Source organism: Roseivirga sp. 4D4 (assembly GCF_001747095.1).
Classification (GTDB): Bacteria; Bacteroidota; Bacteroidia; order Cytophagales; family Cyclobacteriaceae; genus Roseivirga.
The window spans coordinates 2,244,366-2,256,165 of sequence record NZ_MDGP01000001.1; the positions used below are offsets into that span (position 1 = coordinate 2,244,366).

The 11,800-nt window shown below is 39.2% G+C and carries 10 protein-coding genes; 6 read left to right on the forward strand and 4 right to left on the reverse strand.

Annotated features, from left to right (window positions below; translation table 11 throughout):
* Positions 1 to 5 precede the first annotated feature (5 nt).
* Positions 6 to 713, reverse strand: coding sequence for a biotin--[acetyl-CoA-carboxylase] ligase (locus BFP97_RS09820; protein ID WP_139135256.1), 708 nt, complete (start codon positions 711 to 713; stop codon positions 6 to 8).
* Between the two features lie 106 nt (positions 714 to 819).
* On the opposite strand from BFP97_RS09820, the gene rsfS reads away from it, so the two are divergent.
* From rsfS to BFP97_RS09840, 4 genes are all read left to right on the forward strand, one after another.
* A complete protein-coding gene (rsfS, locus tag BFP97_RS09825) occupies positions 820 to 1,176 on the forward strand; it encodes a ribosome silencing factor (protein WP_069842249.1) in 357 nt (118 codons plus the stop codon).
* Between the two features lie 60 nt (positions 1,177 to 1,236).
* Positions 1,237 to 3,327: an ATP-dependent zinc metalloprotease FtsH gene (gene ftsH, locus BFP97_RS09830; RefSeq protein WP_069842250.1), complete on the forward strand. Its 2,091-nt coding sequence runs from the start codon at positions 1,237 to 1,239 to the stop codon at positions 3,325 to 3,327.
* Between the two features lie 87 nt (positions 3,328 to 3,414).
* On the forward strand, positions 3,415 to 4,176 hold the full coding sequence (locus BFP97_RS09835; protein WP_069842251.1) for a UDP-2,3-diacylglucosamine diphosphatase: 762 nt from the start codon (positions 3,415 to 3,417) through the stop codon (positions 4,174 to 4,176).
* Positions 4,166 to 4,969, forward strand: coding sequence for a hypothetical protein (locus tag BFP97_RS09840; protein WP_069842252.1), 804 nt, complete (start codon positions 4,166 to 4,168; stop codon positions 4,967 to 4,969). Before BFP97_RS09835 ends, BFP97_RS09840 begins: the two co-directional genes overlap by 11 nt.
* Here the strand turns inward: BFP97_RS09840 and BFP97_RS09845 are convergent.
* The 3 genes from BFP97_RS09845 to BFP97_RS09855 form a co-directional block, all read right to left on the reverse strand.
* Positions 4,962 to 6,338 (reverse strand): TolC family protein, encoded by a 1,377-nt coding sequence (locus BFP97_RS09845; protein ID WP_083262504.1) that lies wholly within the window; start codon positions 6,336 to 6,338, stop codon positions 4,962 to 4,964. The two genes, BFP97_RS09840 and BFP97_RS09845, sit on opposite strands and share 8 nt — an antisense overlap.
* Before the next feature lie 117 nt (positions 6,339 to 6,455).
* Positions 6,456 to 7,151 (reverse strand): ABC transporter ATP-binding protein, encoded by a 696-nt coding sequence (locus BFP97_RS09850; RefSeq protein WP_221406640.1) that lies wholly within the window; start codon positions 7,149 to 7,151, stop codon positions 6,456 to 6,458.
* A 50-nt stretch (positions 7,152 to 7,201) separates the two neighbouring features.
* Entirely contained in the window at positions 7,202 to 8,449 is a 1,248-nt protein-coding gene (locus tag BFP97_RS09855) for an efflux RND transporter periplasmic adaptor subunit (protein ID WP_069842255.1), read from the reverse strand.
* A 615-nt stretch (positions 8,450 to 9,064) separates the two neighbouring features.
* Between BFP97_RS09855 and BFP97_RS09860 the strand changes: the two genes are divergently transcribed.
* Together BFP97_RS09860 and BFP97_RS09865 are read left to right on the forward strand one after the other, a co-directional pair.
* Positions 9,065 to 10,441 (forward strand): sigma-54-dependent transcriptional regulator, encoded by a 1,377-nt coding sequence (locus BFP97_RS09860; protein WP_069842256.1) that lies wholly within the window; start codon positions 9,065 to 9,067, stop codon positions 10,439 to 10,441.
* 52 nt (positions 10,442 to 10,493) lie between these two features.
* Positions 10,494 to 11,780 carry a sensor histidine kinase gene (locus BFP97_RS09865; protein WP_255399437.1) on the forward strand — a complete coding sequence of 429 codons (1,287 nt, stop codon included), beginning with the start codon at positions 10,494 to 10,496 and terminating at the stop codon, positions 11,778 to 11,780.
* Positions 11,781 to 11,800: the final 20 nt, after the last annotated feature.

Consider the following 11,800-nt stretch of genomic DNA (forward strand, 5'->3'; position numbering starts at 1 on the left):
AAAGATTAAAGGATGAACCCGATTTCTTGGAAATTGAACTCTTTGGTCTCACCATTGACTAAAACTGACAACAACCCTGAATCAGTGACATTCTCGATGATACCATCAAATTCAAATTCTGATTTAAATCTGAGCTTAGTCTTATACCCTAATAGATACCTCAAATACTCTCCTTTTATCTCAGAGGTCTTATGAGCTTTAAGCTTTAAGTAAAAAGCCTCGATATTCTCGACCAAAGATTCCAAAATGTTTTTCAATTCAAGTCTTCTACCCAAATTATCTCTAAGAGAAGTGGCCTTAATTCCGCTAAAATTCAATTGGTTGACATTGAGTCCGATGCCAACAATAGAATGATCGATTTTTTTACCCACCAAAACATTTTCTATCAAAACACCTGCGACTTTGTGCTTATCTATTAAAATATCATTCGGCCATTTAATCATGCCTTTATCTTCGCCTAATGTGTCATTCACTGTCTTCAAAACGCCCAAAGACACACCCATATTTAAAAAGTACTGTTGAGATGCCTCTAGAAATTTAGGTTTGAGCACTAGAGACATTGTAATGTTCTCACCAGGGCTAGCCAACCAAGAATTCCCCCTTTGTCCCCTGCCATTTATTTGGTGGTCGGTTATAATGACAGTCCCCTCTCCAATGTCAGTGTTTCTGATCATTTCCAGGGCAATGTCGTTGGTAGAATGACAACTTGGCATGTAAATCACTTTTTTGCCCAGAAATAAGGTATTAGCAAGGATTTTGTACAATGATTTTTTAGTAGTTTTGATCCTAAAATTAAGTTAAAATCACTTATACAATTGAATGAGTTCTGAAGAATTGAGCAACATCGTTGTTAAGGGGATGGAAGAGAAGAAAGCTGAGGACATTGTCATAATGGACCTTAGAAAGGTAAAAGGTGCGATAAGTGATTTTTTCATCATTTGCTCTGGAAATTCTGATACCCAAATCGAGGCAATAGCCGAATCTGTTGAAGATGAAATGAAGAAAGCCTCTAAGGAGAGCCCTTGGCGAAAAGAGGGGTTCACAAATAGAGAGTGGATTCTTATCGACTACGTCAATGTTGTGGCTCATATTTTCAATAAAGGGAAACGCGATCACTATGCCATTGAAGAACTATGGGGTGACGCAATCATTACGCAAGTCTCTCAAAATCCATAGTTAACTTTATTGTTAAGAGAGCGTTATTAAGTAGGTTTATAAAATTTTAAAAAATATATAATGCCGGATAATCCAAGAAAGAAAAATATACTAGGCAAACCTGGACCAGCAGGTAAAAGACCAAATAATCAGGTATGGATTTTCGTATCCCTGATCATAGTATTTTTCGCAGTATCATACTTTACAAGTCAAAGTTCTGGCATAGCCATTACAAAGTCGCGATTCGAAGATATGATCAAGAGCAATGATGTTGCTCGAGTGGTTTTTATTAATGGTCAAAATACCGTAGAGGTAACACTTAAGCAAGAGGCGCTTCAAAACGCCAAATATAAGACTGAGCTGGATGGTAATAGTGTCTTTGGCTTTAACAGTGGGCCACACTACACCATTCAAAAACAGTTCTTCTCAGCAGAGGATTTCAGGACATATTACGACAACTTCTTAGAAACAAGTAATATCCCACAACAACAGAGAGTTACTACTGAATTTGATGACAGAACCACCATCATGGACTTCTTGAGTACATGGGGTTTCTTGATACTTATTGTCCTTTTCTTCTGGTTGATGATGCGTAGGATGACGGGAAATGCTGGTCCTGGCGGACAAATATTCAATATTGGCAAATCTCGAGCAGCACTTTTTGATGCTGAAAACAAAGTAAAGATCACTTTTGACAACGTTGCCGGACTTGATGAGGCAAAAGAGGAAGTGAAAGAAATTGTCGACTTCTTAAAGAACCCATCTAAGTTCACCAAACTTGGAGGTAAAATACCTAAAGGTGCTCTGCTTGTAGGCCCTCCTGGTACAGGTAAGACTTTATTAGCAAAAGCCGTAGCGGGTGAAGCCGCTGTCCCTTTCTTCTCTTTATCAGGGTCTGACTTTGTTGAGATGTTTGTGGGTGTTGGTGCTGCAAGAGTAAGAGATCTCTTTAAGCAGGCTAAGGAGAAAGCGCCATGTATTGTTTTCATTGACGAGATTGATGCCATCGGTCGTTCCAGAGGCAAAGGACAGATGCCTGGCTCTAATGATGAAAGAGAGAATACATTGAACTCCCTCTTGGTAGAAATGGATGGTTTTGCAACCGATTCTGGCGTAATTATTCTGGCCGCAACCAACCGCCCTGACGTGCTAGATAATGCCCTTTTAAGGCCTGGTCGATTTGATAGACAAATCGGTATTGATAAACCAGATATTGTTGGTAGAGAAGCCATATTCAAAGTACATCTCGGACCCATTAAATTGGCGAAGGACATTGATGCCAAAAAATTATCTGCTCAAACTCCAGGTTTTGCCGGAGCAGAAATTGCCAATGTTTGCAACGAAGCGGCATTAATTGCTGCAAGAAAAGACAAGAAGGCTGTCGATATGGAAGACTTCCAGGACGCTATTGACAGAGTGATAGGTGGGCTTGAAAAGAAAAGCAAGATTATTTCACCAGAAGAAAAGAAGATTGTTGCCTACCATGAGGCAGGTCACGCGGTGGCAGGATGGTTCTTGGAACATGCTGACCCATTGGTTAAAGTATCTATTGTACCTAGAGGAGTTGCTGCACTTGGATACGCTCAATACCTTCCCAAAGAACAGTTCTTGTATCAGACAGAACAACTGATTGACGAGATGTGTATGACGTTGGGTGGCCGAGCAGCCGAAGAAATCATTTTCGGTAAAATATCTACTGGCGCCTTGAGCGACTTAGAGAGAGTCACGAAAGTGGCCTACAGTATTGTGACTGTTTACGGCATGAACGAAAAAGTGGGGCATATCTCTTTCTACGATTCTAAGCAAAACGAATATGGATTCTCAAAACCTTATTCGGAAGATACTGCTAAGACCATTGATGAAGAAGTAAAGAAGATCGTTGATTCTGCCTATCAAAGAACTATCGGCCTTCTAACTGACAAGAAATCTGAACTTGAAGTTTTGGCAAAAGAACTTCTTGCAAAAGAGATATTATTCCAGTCTGACTTAGAGGGACTGATAGGACCTCGTCCTTTTGAAAAGCAGACCACTTATGAAGCGTTTACCAATAATAATGGAAAAGCTGAGGAAGAAATTTCTGAAGAAGCCAAAACCGAGGAAGCGGTGGAAGAACCAATAGTTGAAGACACGGGAACTCCTGAGGCATCAACTGAAGAACCTAAGGCAGAATAAGAATTTAATTCAATACATTAAAAATCAGGTTTAACGACCTGATTTTTTTATTTACACAGGTTTTGCAATTTTTACTTTGCTTCACTTATGGAATTAAACCCAGCTCCAAACCAAAAAGTCTACTTCGCATCAGATTTTCATCTGGGCGTACCTACTACAGAAGTCAGTTTGGAACGAGAAAAAAAAATAATCCGCTGGCTCGATGAATGTAAAAAGGACGCGCATACAATCTTTCTTGTAGGCGACCTCTTTGACTTTTGGTTTGAGTATAGGTCAACAGTACCTAAAGGTTTTACGAGATTCTTGGGCAAGCTATCCGAGATTTCGGATGCAGGAATCAACCTGGTTATATTCACCGGTAACCATGATCTGTGGATGTTTGGTTATCTAGATAGGGAAATTGGTGCCAAGGTAATTTATGACCCCATAGATGTGTCCATCGATGACATTAAACTTTTTATAGGGCATGGAGATGGCATTGGCCCCGGTGACAAAGGTTATAAATTCCTCAAGAAAATCTTCAGGAATCGATTTTTTCAATGGTGCTTCCGTTGGCTCCATCCTAACATTGGAATAGGCTTAGCTAATTTTTGGTCAGGCAAGAGTCGTGCTCAAGCCAATGATACTGAGCAAAGATTCATGGGTGAAGATGAGTGGCTTTGGAGCTTCGCCAAGGCAATGGAAAAACAGAAACACTATGACTACTATATCTTTGGTCATAGACACCTTCCATTAGACCTGGAAGTTGGACAGAACAGCAAGTACATTAATCTGGGTGAATGGCTTAACTATTGCACTTATGCGGAATACAGTGATGGGAAAATCGAACTAAAGACTTTTGAAGCTTAGTCACGTCATACTCCTATGCCTTGTCAGCGGCTCCTTTCTACAAGCACAAAGCTTAGAAAAGACTTATTCATTTGACCTTGGCTATAGACCTACAGCGGCTTCCATAGACAGACAAGGCTACCTATACTTTTCTAACAATCAAGGGGCTATTGACAAACTCGATAAGAAGGGAAATGAGATTTACCATTACTCACCTCAAAAGCAAGGCACACCGACACTCATAGATGCCTGGCAGGGTTTGAGGACATTTGTATACTATCAAAATTTCCAGGAATACATACTCCTCGATAGGTTCTTAAACGCCTCTGAAAGGTATCAGGTCAACAGCAATCAAATCAGTGACTTTTCAGGGTTAGCTACATTAGCAAATGATAATAACCTCTGGATCCTCAACAATCAGGAATTGAGTTTGAAGAAAATAGATATCAATGACAGGGAATTACTCATAGAAAACCAACTCAATTTGAGTTTAGATATTGACTCTTGGGATATCAAATTCATCCGATCCTACCAAAACTATTTGTTTATAGGAGACTCAAAGGAAGGCATCTTTGTCTTTGACAACCTCGGAAACTACAGTGAAAAGATTACCGAGAGTGGAATAGATTTTTTCACATTCACAGGCGATGAGATAGTATTTCTTAGTAGTGGAAAACTCCAGATGATTCACTTATACGACAAAACAAAAAGAGAGATCAGTTTACCCGATCTCCCTTATCAATTTGTACTTATGGAAAACAATCAAATTTTCTTAGTGCACAACCAAACGGTTGAAGTATATAATCTTAATTAGAATTCTCTGGATCCAATTCGCCTGTAAAGATGTCGAGAATCAGTTTTCTCAACATGATAGCATATCTTGCTTGAACTAACTGAAATTCAGCACCGTTTTTGAGATTAAGACTCTGCAGGTACGTTACAAAATCAATAGTACCACTCTCATACCTTGTTTTTGAGAACTCAAAAGAAGTATTCAAGTTGACCAAACTTTCTTTAGCAGCAGCATAACTGGTTTTTGCATTAACAAGGTTTAGATATGCTTGTTGAACTTGATTTATGAGGGTATTCTTTGTTTGTTCAAGGTTCAGCTCAGCATTGAGGTATTGCACTTTGGACTGCTGTACTGCCGTTCTATTGGCAAACCTTGTAAAGAGAGGTATGTTCAAATTCAAGTTCGCACCCTTTCGCTCATTGGCTTCAAATTGTGTACTCCAATCAGCAACCTCAGTACGGGTGGGTGCTTGTGTAACCGGATCTCTCTCTAGCACATTCACAAAGTTCGAGGACCAACTGGTTCCCCATGATGCACCTGCACTTAACGTAGGCATCCATTGATATTGAGAAATCTTAAGCGCTTTCTTAGAAGCCTCCATACTAATTTCGGCAGACCTGAGGCTAGGGCTAAAGCTCTCAGCTCTTTCATATATAGTAGTAAACTCCTCAACCTCTTGCTCCAACTGAGCATCATTTGATGTAACACCGGCAAACTCATAGTCCTGAGTTGTGTCTAACAACAACAATTGCAGTAAGGTAAGCTCACTGGTAGCCAATTGGTTTTCTAAGTTAACCTTAGTCAGTTTTTGTTGTGCAATTTGGGCTCTGAAATTATAGACTTGCTCCATACTACCGGTACCGGCACGTTCAATACTCTCCTGTCTTGCTAACTGATCATTGAGTAAGTCAAGTGTCTGAATAGCAATTTTCAACTGCTCATTAGTGGAAATAATATCCAGAAAAGAACCAATTACTTGGGCCTCGGTGACCTGTATATTGCTTTTAATAGTCTGTAGAGAAGCTTCATATTGAAGCTTTCGCTGACCCATGGTTAAGACATTTCTAAAACCATTAAATATTGTAACCCCTGCACTGAGAGAACCACCACCACTTAGTGCGGTAGTATTAACCAAGTTACCGACAGTTTGGTCAAATTGAAGTCCTTCACTCCAGTTATGACTGGCATTGGCACTCAGACTAGGTAAAAAATTAAACTTACTTTGGGTATACCCAGCCTTAGCACTGATTGCATTATTTCTGGCTGTCTTGATACTAATATTATTATCAAGCGCTATATCAATACACTCTTCAAGTGTGAGGGTTCGTTGAGCTAAAGTCAAGCTCGAAAGCGTAACTAAGGCCAAACATGTGTATAAAATCTTTTTCATAATGGTGTTTTCTATCCTTTAGGCAATACTATACCTGGAAGCCGTTTTTCAAGCTTCTTTAATCATCCACTTGCCAATAGGCAAGCGGATGATTTAAACCCGTAAAAGGGAATATTATTAAACTAGAGAGTTCTCTTTGGAATTGATGTTCTCAGAAACTACCTGACCATCAAATAGGTTGATCACTCTGTGCGCATATTCTGCATCAGTAGCGGAGTGCGTCACCATTACAACCGTTGTTCCTTTAGCATTCAAGTCGCTCAACAAAGTCATTACTTCCTGACCATTAGTTGAGTCCAAGTTACCAGTAGGCTCATCCGCAAGAATAAGGTTTGGCTTAGCAACTACAGCTCTTGCTACGGCAACCCTTTGTTGCTGACCACCAGAAAGCTGTTGAGGGAAGTGATCTTTTCTGTGCATAATCTGCATAGTCTCTAACACTTCTTCGACTCTTTTCTTTCTGTCGGCAGAAGGGTACTTCAAGTAAATCAAAGGAAGCTCAACATTTTCATAAACTGTAAGCTCGTCAATCAAGTTAAAGCTCTGGAATACGAAACCAATGTTCTTCTTCCTAAGCTCAGCTCTTTGTCTTTCAGAATATTTTGAGACCTCTTCATCATAAAAATAGAACTCACCTTCAGAAGGGTTGTCCAACAGACCAATGATATTAAGTAAAGTAGATTTTCCGCAACCAGAAGGACCCATGATTGCCACGAATTCTCCCTCGCCAATCGCCAGATTAACGTTGTTTAGTGCAGTAGTTTCGATCTCATCAGTGTAATAGAACTTCTTGAGACCTTTTGTAGTAATAATGTTTTTACCATTTTCCATAATGTAAAAAGTTATCGGTTGTTTGAATTAATTTATTGTTTGATTATTAATTTGTCTTTGTCATCATATCCTTCGTAAGATGAAAATATGACTTTTTCTCCAGGTTGTAAACCTTCAAGCACTTCATAATGACGTGGCGTCTGGTTTCCAATTCTAATTTGTCTTCTTGTTGCTACAGTTCCAGACTCGTCTACAACGAATATCCAGTTACCACCTGTAGTCTGGAAAAAGCTTCCTCTGGGAATTTGAATAGCGTTCTTTTCTTCACTTAGTTGAAGTCGAATAGAGATCGTTTGTCCCCTTCTAACGCCCGCAGGCACATCGCCTACCATTTCAACTACGAAAGTACCATTGTTAATTTCTGGGAATTTTTTTCTGATCTCTAAAGAGTAAGTAGAGCCAGCAAAGTCATAAGTACCTACAAGGCCTTCATAAACCCTTGGTAAATAATGCTGATCGACATTTGCCTCAATCTTAAAGCCTTCTAAATCATCAATTTGGGCGATTGTAGTACCTTGGTTTATATTTTGTCCAATTTCAGCATTCACAGTAGACAACAGACCTCCAACTGGAGCTGTAACAAAAAGGTCATCTAGTTGTCCTTCAACGATTTTCAGACTCTCTTGAGAAGTGATAAGTCTTTGTTTATTTTGGCTTACCTGACTTATGGAGTTAATAGAGTCAAATTCCTTCTGTCTGATCGTATTTGCTCTTGTGGCAATCAACCTGTCGTATCTTCTTTTTGAGTTCAGGTACTCTTGCTCCGAGATCACTTTATCCTTCCAGAGTTGTTGATTTCGTGTATAAATGTCTTTTGCTTCATCTATATCAAAATCAATAGCAATCACCTGTGCATTTGATCTAAATAATGATTGTGTCAAATTGTTGTTAGCGATCTCAATCTCATTCGTCAACCTGTTCGTCTGGGTTTGCTCCCGGATGTACTGCATTTCCAAACTGCTATTTTCCAGCTTCAGAATAGTATCACCCTTCTGAACCTCTACACCTCCCTCGAGAAATTTCTCTTGGACATTACCACCAACCTTCGCATCCAAGAAGAAAGTAGCCTTTGGTTGAACTGTACCTTCTATAGGTATGTATTCTTGAAATGGCCCCTCAACCACTGTGGCCATACTGATTTTCTCTGAATCGACATTGAGTTTTGAAGCCTTATCGGCAAAAACAAAAACATATAGTATAAGGAATACTAATCCAGCACTACCAAGTATTGTGACGACCCTTTTGGTAGTGAATGTTTTCTTTTTGATTTTTTTATCCATTGCTGTTGTTAAAGTGTTTTCTAATCCGGCCAGCTACAGACAACAAGGGTGCCACTTTTTTAAATAACTGAAAAACAATTAGTTACAAATTATTTGGAATATGTAAGAGGTTTCAAAGTGTACAATTATAACACACGAATTGATCGGATTCGAACACTTTATAATAAGAACTATTGAGGGGAGGGCATAAAAAAAGGCTCAGTATGGTCAGTACCGAGCCCAAAGGTCAAAAACTCAAAATATCTGAATTAATATTTAAATTAATTCAAAACAACGTGTGCAATATATGTACTTTAATCACTTCTGCAAAATGTTAGTTCCCTAAATATTGTGTTTTTTTATTTCATCGGTTTTTAGATACATGTACGTACTCTTTATATAAAACTCATCCTTTAATAATTACAATTCACCCTTAAACTTCATATTAAAACTCTTGCACGCTCACCATCTTAGGTGTTTATCCCAGTCCTCTTAGATATTTAGAGATGTCCATTTTCGATCATATTTTGTCACATTTTCGGACACACAACCACCGAAAAACTATATATTAGGCCTTTTAGCCCTGTTGGCACTATTTAGGCTTAAAGAACGCCATCTGAATAAACTAACGACACTGTGGATAAAGAATTAGGCAAAATTTTAATTATAGATGATGATGAAGATGTGTTAATCGCTGCAAAGCTGCTGCTGAAAAAACATGCAAAAGAAGTAATCATCGAAAAAAACCCTAAGAAGATTCCTTTTCTAATGAACAATGGCACCTATGATGTCATTCTGCTCGATATGAATTTTAGCAAAGACATAACGAGTGGTAAGGAAGGCTTTTATTGGTTAGAGCAAATTCTTGATGCAGATCCACAGGCTGTCGTCATATTAATTACCGCATTTGGTGATGTTGAAATGGCCGTAAAAGCGCTTAAGGAGGGTGCCACTGACTTTGTACTAAAACCTTGGCAAAACGAAAAACTGATAGGTACACTATCGGCTGCCATTAAACTCAAAGAGTCCTACAAAGAAGTAGACAAGCTCAAAAGTGCCAAAAAACAATTAGAGGACGATATCAATAAGCCTTTCAAAGATATTATTGGGGATAGTCCTGCAATGAAGAATGTCTTCAGCATAATTGACAAAGTTGCCGGTACTGATGCTAACGTACTGATTCTAGGAGAGAATGGTACGGGTAAGGAATTGGTCGCCAGAGCAATCCACCAGCGTTCGTTGAGAAAAGACAATGTCTTTGTGGGCGTTGATATGGGTGCCATAACCGAAACCTTATTTGAAAGTGAACTTTTTGGCCATAAAAAAGGAGCATTTACGGATGCCAAGGAAGACAGAGCAGGTCGATTTGAAGTAGCAACAGGTGGTTCTCTCTTCTTAGATGAGATTGGCAATTTAAGTATGCCTCTTCAGTCCAAACTCCTCTCCGTTCTTCAACAAAGGCAAGTAACCAGGATTGGCTCCAATAAACCTATGGATATTGACATTCGCCTTATCTGCGCGACCAATATGCCAGTATATGACATGGTGGCCGAAAACACCTTCAGGCAAGATTTACTTTATAGAATCAATACCGTTGAACTGCACTTACCTCCTTTGAGAGAAAGGCAAGATGATGTTAATCTGCTCGCTGAACACTTTGTTAAGGTTTACTGCGACAAATACCGAAAACCTCAAAAGAAAGTGGCCTCTTCCACGATGAAGAAGCTCAGCAAGTACCCTTGGCCCGGAAACATCCGTGAGTTACAGCATGCAATAGAAAGAGCGATCATCATGAGTGATGGCAACATTCTCATGCCTGATGATTTCTTCTTCTTGGTGCAAAAAACTGACAGCCAGACTGAGACAGCAGATAACCTGAATCTCGATGATGTAGAGAAGAACGTAATCCTCAAAGCTGTAAATAAACATTCTGGTAACATATCTAAGGCAGCGAAGGAATTGGGACTTACCCGTGCATCACTATACAGACGTTTAGAAAAGCATGGGCTTTAAGAACATTCGGCTACTCTTAGTACTCCGAATAGTATTACTGATCGGTTCAATCATGCTTTTAGCATATGTGGTATTTGAAGTGCCCAATAATGTCAACAGTACATTCTTGATCATGCTGATCGCCATCCAGACCTACTTTCTTATTCGGTCTATCGACAAAACAAACCGTGAGATTGCAGGCTTTTTGAGCTCTATTAAATACGATGATTTCACAACCACCTACCCTACTCATGGGCGCGGACAATCAATGAATGAACTTTACAAAGAGTTCAACAACGTGATTAAAAAATTCAGGGAAATTCGTGCCGATAAAGAAGCAAACTATCATTACTTCCGAACCATTGTACAGCACGTTGGCATTGGCTTAATCACATTTAATAAGTTAGGCGATATACAGATCATTAACAGTGCCGCTAAAAAACTCATTGGTATAGAATCACTCACAAATATTTTCGAGCTCAGCAAGGTAAGCGCCAAGCTCGTAGAATCTCTAGTAAAGCTTAAGACCGGAGGAAGCGCTTTGATTGAATTGACAAATGAAGGCAATAGAACTCAACTTTCGGTATACGTGATTGAGTTGGTTTTAAGAGGTGAAGAGTTTAAGCTAGTCTCCATACAGAATATCCAAAGCGAACTGGAAGAGAAAGAAATGGAGGCTTGGCAAAACCTAATCCGTGTACTGACACATGAGATTATGAATTCAGTTACGCCACTATCCTCATTAGCCGCCACGGTCGAAGAAAACTTAGTCGACAATATTGAAGACGATGTCCCAATTGAAAAAGAAGAGTTAGAAGACATCTATCTAGCAGTACAGACCATCAAACGTAGAAGCGAAGGTTTGATTCGTTTTGTATCTGATTTCAGAAACCTTACAAGAATTCCTGAGCCAAAACTTCAAGAAATAGAAGTTCAAAAAGTACTGGATCATATTAGTCTTCTTCTGAAACATGAAATAGCCGCTAAGAACATTGACTTTAGATTGAATATCCAACCTCAGGGCTTAATGTTCAATATTGATAAGGAGTTGATTGATCAAGTGTTGATCAACCTGCTACAAAACGCCATTCATGCCCTTGATGAGAATAGTGGTGAGAAAATGATCATAGTTAATGCCTTTCTAAATGAATATGGAAGACCCACCTTGACAATCAGAGATAATGGTGTAGGTATTGACGAAGAAGCATTGGGTAAGATTTTCATACCCTTCTTTACAACCAAAAAGCAAGGATCGGGTATTGGACTCAGTTTGTCCAAGCAGATTATGAGAAAACATGGTGGTGCCATTACTGTTAAATCAGTCATGAACGAAGGCACAGAATTTACGTTGAGGTTTTAATTATTTTAAGGAATCGTTTA

Coding starts and splice junctions, on each gene's coding strand:
- ftsH (WP_069842250.1), top strand. CDS start 1,237: ATGCCGGATAATCCAAGAAAGAAAAATATACTAGGCAAACCTGGACCA.
- BFP97_RS09855 (WP_069842255.1), bottom strand. CDS start 8,449: ATGGATAAAAAAATCAAAAAGAAAACATTCACTACCAAAAGGGTCGTC.
- BFP97_RS09865 (WP_255399437.1), top strand. CDS start 10,494: ATGCTTTTAGCATATGTGGTATTTGAAGTGCCCAATAATGTCAACAGT.
- rsfS (WP_069842249.1), top strand. CDS start 820: ATGAGTTCTGAAGAATTGAGCAACATCGTTGTTAAGGGGATGGAAGAG.
- BFP97_RS09835 (WP_069842251.1), top strand. CDS start 3,415: ATGGAATTAAACCCAGCTCCAAACCAAAAAGTCTACTTCGCATCAGAT.
- BFP97_RS09845 (WP_083262504.1), bottom strand. CDS start 6,338: ATGAAAAAGATTTTATACACATGTTTGGCCTTAGTTACGCTTTCGAGC.
- BFP97_RS09820 (WP_139135256.1), bottom strand. CDS start 713: ATGCCAAGTTGTCATTCTACCAACGACATTGCCCTGGAAATGATCAGA.